The organism is Arthrobacter sp. NPDC058127 (genome assembly GCF_042884555.1).
Classification (GTDB): Bacteria; Actinomycetota; Actinomycetes; order Actinomycetales; family Micrococcaceae; genus Arthrobacter.
The window spans coordinates 104,990-120,745 of sequence record NZ_JBHVTT010000012.1 but is presented as its reverse complement, the minus strand read 5'-3'; the positions used below and the strand labels follow the sequence as shown (position 1 = coordinate 120,745).

At 65.9% G+C, this 15,756-nt stretch carries 9 protein-coding genes; 6 read left to right on the top strand and 3 right to left on the bottom strand.

Annotated features, from left to right (window positions below):
- Window positions 1–11: 11 nt before the first annotated feature.
- The 6 genes from ACFVTG_RS16265 to ACFVTG_RS16240 all read left to right on the top strand — a co-directional run bounded on the left by ACFVTG_RS16265 (window position 12) and on the right by ACFVTG_RS16240 (window position 10,251).
- Window positions 12–1,016 (top strand): ABC transporter permease, encoded by a 1,005-nt coding sequence (locus ACFVTG_RS16265; RefSeq protein WP_284751563.1) that lies wholly within the window; start codon window positions 12–14, stop codon window positions 1,014–1,016.
- Entirely contained in the window at window positions 1,016–2,974 is a 1,959-nt protein-coding gene (locus tag ACFVTG_RS16260) for a dipeptide/oligopeptide/nickel ABC transporter permease/ATP-binding protein (RefSeq protein ID WP_390281945.1), read from the top strand. The genes ACFVTG_RS16265 and ACFVTG_RS16260 overlap by 1 nt, the downstream gene beginning before the upstream one ends.
- A 26-nt stretch (window positions 2,975–3,000) precedes the next feature.
- Complete coding sequence (locus ACFVTG_RS16255) at window positions 3,001–3,957, top strand: ABC transporter ATP-binding protein (protein ID WP_390281944.1); 957 nt, start codon at window positions 3,001–3,003, stop codon at window positions 3,955–3,957.
- A gap of 59 nt (window positions 3,958–4,016) precedes the next feature.
- Window positions 4,017–7,361: a serine hydrolase gene (locus tag ACFVTG_RS16250; RefSeq protein ID WP_390281942.1), complete on the top strand. Its 3,345-nt coding sequence runs from the start codon at window positions 4,017–4,019 to the stop codon at window positions 7,359–7,361.
- Window positions 7,358–8,509, top strand: a complete 1,152-nt coding sequence (locus ACFVTG_RS16245) for a M20 family metallopeptidase (RefSeq protein ID WP_390281941.1) — start codon at window positions 7,358–7,360, stop codon at window positions 8,507–8,509. Before ACFVTG_RS16250 ends, ACFVTG_RS16245 begins: the two co-directional genes overlap by 4 nt.
- Window positions 8,510–8,586: 77 nt before the next feature.
- Window positions 8,587–10,251 carry a PucR family transcriptional regulator gene (locus tag ACFVTG_RS16240; protein ID WP_390281940.1) on the top strand — a complete coding sequence of 555 codons (1,665 nt, stop codon included), beginning with the start codon at window positions 8,587–8,589 and terminating at the stop codon, window positions 10,249–10,251.
- Here ACFVTG_RS16240 and menC read toward each other — a convergent pair.
- Genes menC through ACFVTG_RS16225 form a run of 3 tightly spaced genes read right to left on the bottom strand, consistent with a single transcriptional unit; the run spans window position 10,222 to window position 15,660 of the window.
- Window positions 10,222–11,391: an o-succinylbenzoate synthase gene (gene menC, locus ACFVTG_RS16235; protein WP_390281939.1), complete on the bottom strand. Its 1,170-nt coding sequence runs from the start codon at window positions 11,389–11,391 to the stop codon at window positions 10,222–10,224. The two genes, ACFVTG_RS16240 and menC, sit on opposite strands and share 30 nt — an antisense overlap.
- Complete coding sequence (locus tag ACFVTG_RS16230; RefSeq protein ID WP_390281937.1) at window positions 11,372–12,256, bottom strand: hypothetical protein; 885 nt, start codon at window positions 12,254–12,256, stop codon at window positions 11,372–11,374. The genes menC and ACFVTG_RS16230 overlap by 20 nt, the downstream gene beginning before the upstream one ends.
- Complete coding sequence (locus ACFVTG_RS16225) at window positions 12,253–15,660, bottom strand: serine hydrolase (RefSeq protein ID WP_390281935.1); 3,408 nt, start codon at window positions 15,658–15,660, stop codon at window positions 12,253–12,255. Before ACFVTG_RS16225 ends, ACFVTG_RS16230 begins: the two co-directional genes overlap by 4 nt.
- Window positions 15,661–15,756: the final 96 nt, after the last annotated feature.

Here is a 15,756-nt window from a genome sequence, read left to right as displayed (position 1 = left end):
TTGGTAGCCCCATGACCAGCACCATGACCGAAACGGTGGCGGCACCGACTGCCGCATCACGCGCAGGAATCAGCCCCTGGCTGACCTTCGCGGTGCGACGCGGCGGACAATTCATCCTCTCGCTGTGGGTGCTGATCACGGCGGCCTTCCTCATGATCCACCTCGTGCCCGGCGATCCCGTACGTGCGGCACTCGGCATGAACGCACCAGCCGAGTTGGTCGAGGCCCGGCGCGCCGCGCTCGGTCTCGACCAACCACTGATCGTGCAATACGTGAACTATTTCGCCAAGCTCTTCACCGGCAACCTCGGAGTTTCCACCATCACCAACGAGCCGGTCGCCCACGTTATCGCGACACGGTTACCTGCCACCCTGCAGCTCGCCCTGCTCGCCTGCCTCCTCGTTCTACTCATCGCCCTTCCGCTCGGCGTCACAATGGCCGTGGCGACCCGCGGCAGCCGCAGACGCGGGCTCGAACTCACTTTCGCCATCGTCTGTGTGGTGTTCGCCGCGATCCCCGAGTTCCTCCTCGGCGTCGGGCTCGTCTACATCTTCGCGGTCAACCTCGAGTGGTTCCCGATCGCGGGCAATGACAGCCCGCTAGGGCTGGTCTTACCCGTCATCGCTCTGGCCATCGGGCCAATCGCTGTCTTCTCACGCATCATCCGCGTCGAGGTCCTCAGCGTCCTCGGCCAAGACTTCGTTCGCACCGCCCGCGCCAAGCGCCTGGCGCCCCGCAAAATCTATATCCGCCACGCCCTCCCCAATGCCATGACGGCGACGCTCACGCTCACCGGTCTCCTCCTCAGCGGCATGGTCGCGGGCACCGTACTTGTCGAGAACATCTTCGCTTGGCCCGGCCTCGGCACCATGATCGTGCAGTCCATCCTGTCCAAGGACTACCCGGTGGTGCAGTCCGTCGTGCTCATCTATGGAATCGGCGTACTTCTCGTCAACCTCGTAATCGATATCGTGCTTGCACTTCTCGACCCGCGCTCTACAATCCGGGAGTCCTGATGCCCACTCGTCTGAAATGGCTTTCCATCGTCCGTAGCCCGGTCGGTGCCACCGCCACGGTTCTCGTCCTTATCGTTGCCCTGCTTGCGATCTTTGCCCCACTGCTCTGGGGCGCACAGGCCGAGGCCATCGACACCGCTGGCACACAGCAGGGTCCAAGCGCGGAGCACCTCCTTGGAACGGATGCGCTGGGTCGCGACGTTCTCGCCCGCGTGTTGATCGCTACCCAGCTCTCGGTCGCACTCGCGGTCATCGCCGTCGTCATCGGCGTCACTGTCGGAACCCTGCTCGGTACGGCCCCATCAGTACTCCCGCGTTGGGCCGCACGCCTCGTCGTCGGCATCGTCAACATTGCCGTCGCGTTCCCTGGCCTCCTGCTCGCGCTGTTCTTGGCCGCGGTCTTCGGTGTCGGCGCGACCGGGGCCGTGTTCGCGATCGGTTTGGCCATGGCCCCGAGCTTTGCCCGCCTCACTCAGACTATGTCTGCCGCGATCGCGGGCCGTGACTTCATCTCTGCCGCGCGCGCCGCCGGGGTCTCGCGGCTGCGCGTGCTCATCCGGCACGTACTGCCAAACATTGCCGAGCCTCTCATCGTCAACGCGACCGTTGCAGCCGGCGGCGCGCTACTGGCCTTCGCCGGCCTGTCTTTTCTCGGCATCGGCGTACAGGTTCCCGCCTACGACTGGGGAAAGCTGCTCAGCGAGGGACTCAACCGCATCTACATCAACCCCGCCGCAGCCTTCGGCCCGGCCGTCGCCGTCGTCGTTGCCGGCCTCGCGTTCAACCTGCTCGGAGAGACCGCCGCATCCGTTGCCGGCGGCCGCGTGGCCCCCGGTCGTTGGACGCTCCCGCCGCTGCCACAGCCCGCAACTCGTACGGCTCCCGCCTTTCCTAACGTTTCCGTCGGCACGATTCTCAGCATCGAGAACCTTCGCGTCTCGTACCCAACCCCCAACGGTCTGGTGCACCCCGTTCGCGGGGTGAGCTTCGAGGTCAGGGAGGGTGAGGCGCTGGGGGTGGTCGGCGAATCCGGCTCGGGCAAGAGCCTGACCGCGCTGGCCGCCTCACGGCTCATCGAACCGCCGGGTGTCGTGGACGCCGATCGACTCGAGTTCAATGGCATCCAGATGCTCACCGCGCCGGAGAAGACCATTCGTGGGCTGCTCGGCACATCACTCGCAATGGTGTTTCAGGATCCAATGACCTCGTTCAATCCCACCCGGCGCATCGGCAGCCAACTCGCCGAAGCCGCACAGGAACACCAGGGCATGAGCAAGAAGGACGCCATGAAACGCGCCGTCAAGCAGCTTCAGGCGGTGCGCGTGCCCGCGGCCACCCGGCGCGCCGAACAGTACCCTCACGAATTCTCCGGCGGGATGCGACAGCGCGCGATGATCGCGATGGGCCTCATGAACAGCCCCAAACTGATCATCGCCGACGAACCGACCACCGCCCTGGATGTCACGGTGCAGCGCCAGGTTCTTCGGCTCCTCGAACGGGTGCGCACCGACACGAACGCGGCGATCCTGCTGATCAGCCACGACATCGCAGTCGTCTCGCAAAGCTGCGAACGCGTGCTTGTCATGTACGCCGGCCGCGTCGTCGAAGATCTTCCGACGGCGGAACTCTACACGGGCGCACGCCATCCCTATACCCGCGCCTTGCTTGAGGTCGTGCCCGATCTCGACACCGACCGCGAACAGCCCCTCGGTGTGATTCCCGGCCGCCCGCCGGCACCCGGCGAGGTACCGCTCGGATGCGCCTTCGCGGCTCGTTGCCCGCTGGCCACGGCACAGTGTCGCGAGTCCGACCCCGAGCTGGAGACCCACAGAGACAAGCACCGGGTCGCCTGCTGGAACCCCGTAGGAGGCGATACTCGCGTGACACTGCCGGAACTCAGCACCGCCGCACCGCGCACGGAAGCTACGCCCGTCGCAACCGTGGGAGGCGCGCAGTGAGCGAGCTACGTTTTGATCATGTCAGCGTGAGATATGGATCCCGCAGCACAGGCCTGACCGCCGTCGATGACGTCTCGCTGACCATACCCTCCGGTTCGGTCGTCGGCCTCGTCGGCGAATCAGGCTCGGGCAAGTCGACGCTCGCCCGCGCCGCCATCGGACTCGCCCCTGTCACGGGCGGCGCGATCACGCTCGACGGCGTCGACGTCGCGAAACTGCGGCGCCGGCACCCAATTCAGATGGTCTTTCAGGACCCGTTCTCCTCGCTCGATCCACGGATGGCGATCGGCGAGTCCATCGCCGAGATGATTCCGCGTGGCACGTTCTCCTCAGCCGCGGCCAAGCGGGCCGAGGTCGGGCGCTTGCTTAAGCTTGTGAACCTTGACCCCGACCGTGCGGGTTCACTCCCTGGCGCTCTCTCGGGCGGCCAACGTCAGCGCATTGGCCTCGCTAGGGCGCTCGCCGCACGACCCGAGGTCATCATCGCCGATGAGATCACCTCGGCGCTTGACGTCTCGGTGCAGGGCTCGGTCCTGAACCTGGTGCGCAATGTCTGCGCCGAGCTGGAACTCACGATGCTGTTCATCTCGCACAACCTTTCGGTCGTGCGCTATCTGAGCGACTACATCGCAGTGATGTACCTCGGCCACATCGTCGAGCTCGGACCGGTCGATGAGGTGTTGAACAACGCCAAGCACCCGTATACCCGCGAGCTGCTCGCATCCGTGCCGACCCGCAACGGCAACCTTCTTGCCGTTGATCCGGCCGCTCCGATGGACGTCGAACCCGCAGACCCACATCACCCGCCGAGCGGTTGCCGATTCAACCCCCGTTGCCCGATCGGGCCGCTCGTCCACCCCGAGCGTCAGATCTGCGTGCAGAGCGCGCCACAGCTTTCTACGACGCCGGGGCACGCCACGGCCTGCCACTTCGCCGACCCCACGAGGGACCGTGTACCCCAACCTTTCGAACCCTCTTGGTAACAGCATCCGCTCCAGCCAAACCCCGCACCGCGTAACTCATTGATCAGGAGACCCACACGATGGCACAACAACGTGTAATTGACGACCTCATTGCCACGCAGCTTCCAGAGCAGCCCGCTCTGTCGCCGGACGGCAGCAGCATCGCTTACGTTCTCAAGACCACCAACCGCGCCGAAGACCGCGACGAACGCTCGCTGTGGCTCGTGGCCGCTGAGGGCGGCGAACCGCGCCGGTTGACCCGGGGGACCGGCGACTCGACGCCGATATGGAGCCCGGATGGAACACGTCTAGCCTTCCTGCGCGCCCAGGACGGGCCGCCCCAGATTTGGGTTCTGCCGATCGGCGGCGGCGAAGCCGAGCAGGTCACGACGCAGACTCTCGGCGCTGGCGCCCCCGTGTGGAGCGGCGACGGCACACGCATCGCGTTCTCCGGCCCCATCGACTCCGCCGCCCTGCCCGGCGAAGGCAGCGAAGACTTCGCGAAGCGCCGCTCGGCACCAATCGTCGCAAACAGGCTCGGCTACAAGGCCGACGGCGCCGGTCTCCTTGGCACTCTGCGCAAGCACATCCATGTCCTGAGCCTCGGCAGCGGCGAAATCACCCAGCTGACCCGTGGCGACTGGCACGCTGGCGATCCGGTCTGGTCGCCGGACGGCGAAAGGATCGCCTTCTCCACCGGCAAAGAGGCCGATTCAGACCTCACCTTCGAGACGGCCGCCTACGTGATTTCCTCGAGCGATGGCAATGCCAGGCCACGCCTCGTGGGTGCCGCCGACGTGCAGCTCTCCGTCACCGGCTGGACGCCTGATGCCGCCAAGCTCATCGCCGTCGGTCGCACCGATGCCGAGGTGGGAAACGCGAGCGTGCTGCTCCTTCCCCTCGACGGCGAAGCGCCACGAGACATCTCTTCGGCTCTCGACCGAAATGTCATGCCGGGTGGCGCAGGCTACCCCGGGGCTCTCCCGCAGCTGAGTGGGGATGGCCAGACAGTCATCTTCTGCCTGCGCGACGGTGGTTACACCCACCTCTACGCTACGAGCATCGACGGTGAGGTGCAGCGCGTCATCGTCGGCGGAGCGGCCAATGTGTCCGGCGTCTCCGTCGTCGGCGACACCGCCGCGATCGTGCTCGCGACGGAAACGTCCTTCGGTGAAGTCGCCACGGTCGATCTGTGCTCTGGCACCGTTTCGGTGCTCACGAGCTACTCGCCAGAGGAGACCGGCGTCATCGTCGCCGAGCCGCGGAGCTTCACGATCTCGGATGGCTCAGTCGTGCACGGCTGGCTGCGCCGCGACCCGCAACGCACCGGCCCCCTCCCGCTCCTGCTCGATGTGCATGGCGGGCCGCACAATGCGTGGAACGGAGCCGCCGACCCCTTCCACGCCTACCACCACGAACTCGTTGCCCGCGGATGGGCTGTGCTCACGGTCAACCCACGCGGGAGCGACGGCTACGGCAACGACTTCTTCCGCGGAGCTCTCGGCGGCTGGGGCACGAGTGATGCCAAGGACTTCCTCGAGCCGATCGACGATCTCGTCGCCGAGGGTGTTGCCGACCCCGCACGCCTCGCCGTCACCGGCTACAGCTACGGCGGCTTCATGACCTGCTATCTGACCTCGCGCGACAACCGCTTCGCCGCTGCCGTCGCCGGCGGTGTTGTCGCCGATCTCACGAGCGTCGCGGGCACATCGGATGCCGGCCACTTCCTGTCGCGCCTCGAGAGCGGTGCCCTGCCGTGGAAGAACCCGGAACTCCTCGCCCCGCAATCGCCCTACAGCCAGGTGGGCCAGGTTCGCACTCCGACCCTCATCGTGCAGGGCGGCGAGGACGACCGCTGCCCCGTCGGCCAAGCCGAGCAGTGGTTCACCGCCCTCCGCGAACAGGATGTGCCGAGCGAGCTCGTGCTCTACCCGGGCGGCTCGCACCTATTTATTCTCGGCGGGGCACCCTCGCACCGCGCCGACTGGAACGAGCGCATCGTCGACTGGGTGGAGCGCTATGCCCCGGCCGCCGGCACCCCCGTTCGCAAGAAGGCTCTCAACGCCGCGCACTGGCAGCAGCGCCTGAGCGAACTGGCGGCCGCCCACAAAGTTCCTGGGGCCACGCTCGGCATCCTGCGCCTCGGCGAGGAACCTGTCCTCGCGAGCCACGGCGTTCTCAACATCAATACCGGTGTCGAAACCACCAACGACTCAGTCTTCCAGATTGGCTCGATCTCGAAGGTGTGGACGGCGACCGTCATCATGCAGCTCGTCGACGAGGGCAAGCTCAACCTCGATGCCCCGATCCTCGACGTGGTCCCCGAGTTCCGGGTTGCCGACGCCGAGGTGAGCAACTCGGTGACGATGCGCCACCTGCTCACCCACACCAGCGGCATTGATGGTGACGTTTTCACCGACACCGGACGTGGCGACGACTGCCTCGAAAAGTACGTCGATGCCCTCTCGGAGGTCAAGCAGAACCACCCCATCGGGGCGACCTTCTCGTACTGCAACTCCGGCTACGCACTCATGGGCCGCGTGATCGAGAAGCTCACAGGTCTCAGCTGGGATGACGCCCTTCGCGATCGCCTGTTCACACCGCTCGGTCTCAAGCACACCGTGACGCTGCCAGAGGAGGCTCTGCTTCACCGTGCCGCCGCCGGCCATGTGGGCGCCGATGAGAACGGCCCAATTCTCGCTCCGATGTGGTCACTCCCCCGTTCGCTTGGCCCTGCCGGCCTCATCGATGCCAGCGCGGCGGATGTGCTCGAGTTCGCCCGCATGCATCTCAAGTCCGGGCTCGCGGCCGACGGTACCCGCATTCTCTCGGCGGAGAGCGCCGAGCTCATGACCACACACCAGACCGACGTTCCCGACCCGTACGTGCTTGGCGACTCCTGGGGCCTCGGCTGGATCCGCTTCGACTGGGGCGGAAAGCGCCTCTACGGTCACGATGGCAACACGATCGGCCAGGCCGCCTTCCTGCGCATCCTGCCAGAAGATGGCATCGCCGTGACGCTGCTCACCAACGGCGGCAACACGCACGATCTGTACACCGAGCTCTACAACGAGATTTTCGGCGAGCTGGCCGATATCTCGATTACGGGATCGTTCGGCCCGCCAGCCGAGCCGTACACGGGCGACATGTCGCGGTATCTCGGTACTTACGAGCGCTCCAGCGTCGTCATGGAGGTCTTTATGGAGGAGGAGGCCGTGCGTATGCGCACGACCGTGAGCGGCGTCGTCGCCGAATCCAGGCCGAATCCCGTCGAAGAGTACGCCCTCACTCCGGTGAGCGATGGCCAATTCGCGTTGCGGGCGCCCGGCACTCAGGGGTGGCTCTCGCTGGTTTTCTACTCACTGCCGACGGGCGAGCAGTACGTGCATTTCGGTGCACGGGCAATGCCCAAGGTGGCGCAGTGAGCTTCGACACCAAGCAGATGCTCGAAGACCTGCGTGCGGTCGTCGAACGCGAGTCGCCCTCGACAGACCTGGCTGCCGTCGCCCGCAGCGCGGACACGATCACGGAGCTCGGGGAACGGCTGCTCGGCTGTTCCCCCGAGCGGATCGTGATCGAGGGACGTACCCACCTGCGCTGGCGCTTCGGTACCCCCCGGGTTCTCGTACTCTGCCACCACGACACGGTCTGGCCGATCGGATCGCTCATCGAGCATCCGTTCGAGATCAACGGCGACGTGCTGCGCGGGCCGGGCTGCTTCGACATGAAGGTGGGACTCGTGATGGCGCTCCACGCCATTGCGGCACTTCCAAACCGCGATGGCGTGAGCCTCCTGGTAACCGGCGACGAGGAGCTCGGTTCGCCCAGCTCCCGGCAGCTCATCGAAGACGAGGCCATTGGATGCGCCGCTGCCCTCGTTCTCGAGGCATCGGCCGACGGTGGTGCCCTCAAGGTTGCCCGCAAGGGCGTCTCACTCTACGAGGTCGCAGTGCAAGGGCGGGCGGCGCATGCCGGTCTCGAGCCCGAGCGGGGTGTCAACGCTTCGATCGAGGCCGCGCACCAGATCCTTGCCGTCGCAAGCCTCGGCGACGCGGAACTCGGCACGACGGTCACCCCGACATTGCTATGCTCCGGTACGACCACGAACACCGTCCCAGCCGCATCCAGCTTCGCCGTGGACGTGCGCGTGCGCACGCTCGCCGAGCAAGACAGGGTGGACACCGCAATGCGCGCGCTCGCAGCGACGTTACCCGATGCCGTGCTGAACGTCACCGGTGGGGCGAACCGTCCGCCACTCGAGGAATCGGCCGCGCTGGATCTGTTCGCCCGCGCCAGCCGCTTGGCTGTGGAGCTCGGGCTCGGCCGCCTTGAGGGCGCCTCAGTCGGCGGAGCCTCCGATGGCAACTTCACGGCCGGGATCGGCGTCCCAACGCTCGACGGGCTCGGCGCAGTGGGCGGTGGTGCGCACGCTAGCAATGAACACGCGCTCGTTGGCGCATGGATCGAACGTACTGGCCTTGTCCACGCGCTCATCGCCGAGCTCATCCACGAGTTTTCACAGACGGATCCCGCCCTGGTCGTCCGCGGAAGAGAGCCGGACTACATTCCGTAGCGCACGACGAAAGCGGGGTACGATTTCGTCGTGCGCAACAATGTCGAGTCGTACCGTCTGCCCGTAGTGTCGGAGGCGTGCTCATACCAGTGACGACGCAGCCGCGCTCAAGCCTTGGCCGGGTTCTCGAAGACCTCGGAACGACCCTTCTTGAGCTCGTCTGCGGAAACGCGGAGGGTCAAAAGCAGATCGAGACGGTCATCATCCACGACTCCCTCGACGATGCGGTCCCCTCACACGGCGCGCTCGTTCTCGGCGTTGGGATGCGCGAGACCGAGGAGATCGTCGAGCTGCTCACAACACTCGCCACGCAAGACGCCGCCGGCCTCGTGCTCCGGGCGCCTGTGATTGCAGACCCGGCGATCATACGCGCGTCCGAGGAGTCCGGCATTCCCGTGCTCGCGTTGACCCGCGGTGCATCCTGGGCCCAACTCACTTCGATGCTGCGCTCGCTCATCGCGGAAGGCGATGTCGGTGAGAGCGGACCGCAAGGCCTCGGTGGAATGCCTGCCGGTGACCTCTTCTCGCTCGCCAATGCAATTTCGACACTTCTCAATGCGCCCGTCACGATCGAGGACCGCAACTCCCGAGTCGTCGCCTTCTCCGGCAAGCAAGACGAAGCCGATCCCGCCCGCGTGGAGACAATTCTCGGCCGTCAGGTTCCCGAGCGCTACATGCGCCAGTTGGAACAGCGCGGCGTGTTCCGCGAGCTGTATCGCAGTACGGACCCCATCGAGGTCGCTCCCGTCGATGTCGACGCCCAAGTGGCCTCGTACCCTCGTGTGGCGCTCGCTGTGCGTGCGGGCGACGAGATTCTCGGCTCCATCTGGGTTGCGGTGCGCGAACCAATGCCGAAAGATCGGATCGGGGCGCTCAAGGATGCCGCGAAGCTGGTCGCGCTGCATATGTTGCGAATACGCGCCGGCGCCGACGTTGAGCGCAGGCTGCGGGCCGATTTACTTGCCACGCTGCTTGAGGGCGGCTCGGGCGCGGCCGACGCCGCGTCACAGTTGCGCCTCACCGGTCACCACTGCATTGTACTTGCGCTCGCTGCCGCGGATTCCGAAGAGGACGAGGAAGGCGGGGGCGCACATGCGCGTCTTCTCGCCGCACGGCAACGCATCGCGGACGCCCTCTCGATGCACCTGGGCGCGGTATACCCCCGCTCCGCCGCCGCCCTGATCGGCAACATCGTCTACGGTGTCGTCAGCGTTCGTCCGGATCAAGCGGATGCCGGCCGACGCACCGCACGAGTTGCCAACGAATTCCTCGCGCGCATCGGCGGCGACCGGCGCCTGCTGCTCGGTATCGGCACAATCGCGGACGACCATGCGGCACTCCCCACTTCCCGCGTCAGCGCGGATCGCGCCCTGCGCGTTCTTCAACTCGGTAAGTCGCATGCGCAGGTCGTGATCTTCGACGACGTGCAGGTTGAGGCGCTTCTCGTTGAACTCGGAGACCTTGCCGCCGCTCGCGGCGACCGCCCGAGCGGCCCGGTCGCGCGGCTGCTTGAGTACGACCGGGTACGCAACGCACAACTTGTTGAGACTCTCCGCGCTTGGCTAGATGCCTTTGGCGACGTTGCCGCGGCGTCCGCGCTCGTGTATACCCACCCGAACACCTTCCGCTATCGCCTACGCCGGCTCTCCGCCATTGGAGGGATCGACCTGAACGACCCGGAAGCGCGCTTCGCAGCCATGATCCAGTTGCGCCTACTTACCGACGGCGATCGCTCGCCGTAGCGTCTGAGCTCGCCGCGGGGCGACCGTCACGGTCCGTGTCGTCGCCTCGGCGAGCACCGCAGGGATCGGCTCGACGCCAATGCCCGCGCCGCTCGGGATCCGGATCTGGCCGTCTTCGATGCGGAAGGGCTCGGTGATATCCTGCTTGTAGAAGCGGTCGGATGCCGAGATGTCTCCGGGCAAGGTGAATCCGGGCAGGCCGGCGAGTGCCGCATTTGCCGCGCGGCCGAGGCCGGTCTCAAGCATCCCGCCGCACCACACAGCGACCCCATTGGCAACGGCGATGTCGTGAATGCGTTTGGCTTCGAGGTATCCGCCAACGCGTCCGGGCTTAATGTTGATAATTGCGGCGGCTCCCATGGCGATGGCGTCGGCGGCAGAGGCGGCCGAGACAATCGACTCGTCCAGGCACATCGGTGTCGAGATCTCTCGGGCGAGGAGGGCATGCTGGCGCAGATCGTCCTCAGCAAGCGGCTGCTCGATCAGCAGCAAGTTGAAAGGATCGAGCTTGCGCAAGTGCGGGGCGTCGACGAGCCGGTAGGCGGTATTCGCGTCAACCTGCAACGGGATATCGCCAAAGCGCTCGCGCACTGCACGGACGGGCTCGATGTCCCAGCCCTGCTGGATCTTGAGCTTGATGCGCACGTAACCCTGGTCGACATAGTCGCCTACCGCAGAGAGCAGATCCGGGATTGACTTCTGGATTCCGACCGAAACGCCGGACGGGACCGCGTCGACAGTGGCGCCGAAATAGGAGGCGAAGGAGACATCCGTCGCCCGCAGCTGGGCATCGAGGATCGCCATCTCAAGTGCGGCCTTCGCCATGCGGTGGCCAACGAGGTGCTCAAGCACGTGGCCGACAAGCTCGGCGGTGAGCGCCTTGCCAGCATCCTGCCAGGCGTAGAGCGCCGGAATCAGGAAGCGCTGCAAGACCTCGCGCGCGCCATCGAGGTACTCAGGCGAGTAAACGGGCTCGTCGAGAACCACACACTCGCCCCAGCCGGTCACCTCACGGCCATTGTGCTCGGCCGTCACCTTGACGAGCAGCGGTGCGCGCGAGGTTTGGGTGCTGAACGAGGTGGTGAATGGCGAGACAAGGGGCAGGGTGATATCGATGAGGTCAATGCTGAGAATGCGCACGTGTGGGGGTCCTTTCGAGACTGTAGTGGCCTCGGCGGGCGAAGTCGGTGACCTGCCAACCGTCGTTCATGAGTGTTGCGAGGGCGTCGCGGAGCGCTGGGCGCCAGCGAGCGGCTCGATCGGGATGCTCGATGCGCATCGTTTCGATGTCGGAGGGGATCTCGACCCGGACGCGCTGCGCTGAGCCCAGGGAGTCGAGGGAGAGACGCGGCACGCCGTCCTCGTTGTAGAGGACACAGGCCTCCGGTTCCGAGGTGCCGGCCGCTATGCGGGCACCGGGCTCCCGCAGCAGATCCCAGACGAGTAGCATCCGGTCACTGTCCTGGCCGCGGTTTATGCTGTCCGTCATCTCTCCATAGAAATTGGGCAAGTATTCCATTGCGGCTGTCCCGAGCCGGTGAATGTTGAAGTAGGCGTTGCGCGCGATGAGCGGATCAAAGGTCCACGTCATGGTGTTGGTCCCGCGGCGAAGGCACCAGGCCCGCTCATGGTGTTTGAGCGCTTTGCCGACCCCGGCCCCGTCGCTCCCGCCGACGACGCCCGCGATGTGTGAATGCAGCGCCCGGTCGGGCGGCGGGTGGAAGAACCCGACGCACACGGCAACAAGGTCCGCGCCGCGGTAAGCGCCGGCCACGTAGTTGTGGGCGTGGGCGAGCGCGACAAGAAGGCCCGGGTCGATGTGTGGCTCATTTCCTTCGGCCTTCCAGATTGTCGCGAGAAGGGCAGAGGCCAGCTCCATCTCGGCCGGGCCGTGCAGGGTGCGAACGCTGACCCCGCTGGCCACGGCCAGGGCGTCAGCCTCGGCCTCGGCAAGTGAGGCGATCTTGTCGCGACTGGCCTCGCTCGTGAGGAGACCACTGATCACGAGGCATCACCATGCGGCATATAGCGGTAACCGAGATAGGCGCCCTTCTCAAGCGGACGGAATTGTGCCCAGCCCGCGGAGTCGGGCGCGGTGAAGAGCAAGACCCCGGGCTGGGTAGCGGGCACAAGGTTGAGAGTGGTTGCTGTGGGCTCCTCGCCGTCCTGCAGGACGTCCGTGAGTTCCCGCATTGTGAGTTGCGGACCATTCTCGCCGTTCTCAAAAGTGAGCGCCGCTCCGCCCGACGCGTAGCTAAGCGGTTTCCGGGCAGTCCCTCCGGCAAGTCCGGCAATCGCGGCAAGCGCGGCGGACGCGCCGCTCGAGTCCATCTGCAGGGCATCCGGAATCCTCGCCGTCGAGATGGCACTAGCGGCATCGCCGAACAATTCTCGGTAGAGACCGTCCGGTTGGCCTCCCGTGGTCAGCAGCGCGAGCGCGAAACCGTCCTCCGGGAAGACCCGCAGATAGGCGCGTTGGCCGATGGTACCCCCATCGTGTCCGTAGACGAATGTTCCCTTCCAGTCTTCGAGGAACCAACCGAGCCCCCAGCCAACGGTCGCGGGCGACACTGCGCGCAGGCTCACCTGCTCTTCGAGCATGGCCCTGGCCGATTCGGCGGAGAGTATGCGGGTGCCGTTGGGAGCGACACCACCACGGAGCGCGGTCTGGGCGAAGCTGAGCAGGTCGCCGATGCTCGCCGTGATCAGGCCGGCTGGCCCCATGGAGCGCGTGATCGACCAGCTCGGAACCGGCTGGGCCGCATCGCCGAAACCAGAGTGCCCGGTTGCGGTGGCGAAGCGTGGGGCGTCCGAGGTCAGGGTGATCGTGTGTTCGAGTCCCATGGGAGCGATGATGTGCTTTCGTAGCGCGGCGTCCCAGGTGCAGCCTCGCAGCACCTCGATGATCCGTCCCGCGACGACGAAGCCTGCGTTGCAGTACGAGAAACGCTCGTCGATCGGGTGCACCTGCTTGGCACTCTTCAGTGACTCGACGTAGCGCTCGACGCAGTCGTCGCCCGGGCCGGTGTCTGTGAAGAGGTCTCCGTCGATGCCGCTCGTGTGAATCAGCAGGTGCCGCACGGTGACGGCGGCAGCGGTGGAGTGATCCGCGAGGGCGAAATCGGGCAGAATGCTCTGCACCGGTGCATCCAGGTCCAGGCGCCCTTCGTCGACGAGTTGCATGATGAGGACCGTTGTCCAGACCTTGGTGATCGAGCCAATCTGGAAAAGCGCGTCGTCCGTCGTGGATACACCGGAGCCGATGTCGAGTACTCCCGAGCTCGCCGTCGTGCACTCGATCGGGGTGCCATTCTCGTTGAGCCGCACGATGCCGAACTGCGCAGCCGTGACACCGTAGCGCGTGCGAAGAACGCCTAGGCGACGGCGCCAGAAGCCGGCACCTTGACCGGCGGCCGTGAGACCGCGCGGCCGCGCGCGGGAGACGGGCCGCGCGTAGCTTTCGAGCCACTCGATAAGACGGCGGTTATAGTCGATGCGATGCTCGATCGGGCCGTCCAGGATGAACAGATGGCTCCCGCCCGGGTAGACAACAAGGCGAGCTGGCACCTCGGCGAGGCGTAGGGCCTTGAACCATTCCTCTGCCTGTCCGACGGGGCAGGATGCGTCCTCGGCTCCGTGCAGCATGAGGGTCGGCGTTGTGACATTGGTGACCCGGGCGATCGGCGAGGCGTCGAGAAGCTCGCGGTAGTGGCCGAGCGGCGCAACCCCGGTGCTCATCTCAGAGAAGTACGCGGCGTGCTCGCCATCGGCGGCCATGCTGGAGAAGTTGCAGATCAGGCCGCCTGCGACGGCCGCGGCAAACCGGGTGGTCGCTGCCGTGAGCGCACAGGTGCCGAAGCCTCCGTAGCTGTAACCAGTCACGGCGAGGCGATCTGGGTCGGCGAGGCCCTCGGCAACGAGCGTGTCGATCGGCTCGAGGAAGTCGCGTTCATCGGCGGTACCCCAGCCCCCGTTTACGGCCCGGTAGAAGGCGTCCCCGTAGCCATCCGAGCCGCGTGGGTTCACCATAAGGATGCGCCAGCCCTTCGCCGCCAAGACCTGGTGGTAAAGATGAACACCTTCAGCGACACCACTCCAGGCGTTGTGTGGGCCGCCGTGAATGTCGAGCAGCAGGGGTGCCGCTCCATCCGTCTCAGGGGCCGAGAGCAACCAACCATGAACGCGTGTGCCATCCGAGATTGTGAACTCGCGTTCTTCGGCCTCGAACAGCTCGATGCCGGCGAGGGTGCTCTCGCGCAATCTCGTGAGCACGGTGAGGACGCCCGTCGCCAGGTCTAGCGTCGCGACCTCACCCAGGCTCTGCTGGGTGGTGAGCACGAAGGCGACACGTGCGGATGCAGACGCAACGGACAGGGCAGAGACCACCTGGTGGGGCCCCGCGACCAATGCCCGTGAGCTCGTGCCATCGGGGGTGACCGCGTGCAGCTGCGTCCAGCCGCGGTCTCGTAGGCAGTAGAGGATCTCGGAGCCGTCGGCGCGAAACGTTGGGCGCCCGCCTGGGTAGCCCGGGAAGCCAGCCATGACATTGCGGTCGAGCTGGGCAGTTAACGACGCGTCGGTCTCATCCGTGCCGACGTAAAGACGAAGGAGCTCGGCATTCCCGGTGCGCGGGGCGGTGTTCCCGACTGCGATCACGGAGCCACCGTCCGGTGACCATGCGAGTGCCCCGCTGAGGCTGCTGGCTTGGCCGATTCGGCGCGGCAGCGGCATTTTGGCGTCGACGTCGATCACGTAGGCGCCGCTCGTCCAATCAACGTCACTGCCAGGTTCGATGGCGGCTGTGAAGGCGATCAGCAGGCTGTCGGGCGACCAGTTCGCCTCGCTCGCGTTCCAGTCCCCGTCGCTGAGGCGTCGCGCTCGGCCGGATGCGATTTCACTTACAAAGAGGTGCAGTCGAACCGCTGCGTTCCAACCGACCCCATCGGTCTTGAAGCCGAGCCTGTCGATCACGATCGGCTCTTCCACCGCGGACCCCGTGACGTTGCGTGAAACTGGTGCGGTGATGGCGAGGCGGAGGCCGTCGGGGCTGATGCGCGCGGCCGTAACACCCAGGGGGAAATCGGCGGTCCGGCTAAGTGCCCGCGCTTCACCTCCTCCGATTGGCAGTAGATACACCTGGGCTGGTCCAGCGGATGCCCGGAGGAAGAGAACCGCGGAGCCATCGGGAACGAATTGCGGCGCGGAATCGGCCGGGCCGCTCGTCAGAGGGCGGGCCTCGGAGCCGTCGCTGACCGCCCAGAGTGAGCTGTGCGCCCTGCCGTTCAAGGTTTCCGTGCGTGTGAAGACCACGAGCTTGCCATCGGGCGAGATGGCGGTCTCGGCTGGCACAACGAAGCGCGCGATATCTTCGAGCTCAAGCGGGCGGTTCGTAAAGGTGTTGCTCGTCACGGTGATTCCCCTTCTCGTGGCGCTGAGTCCATTGATGTCTTGTCCCTCTACAATCGACGTTCCACAGCCCCCGTACTTCGTCCGATCGCACAATGC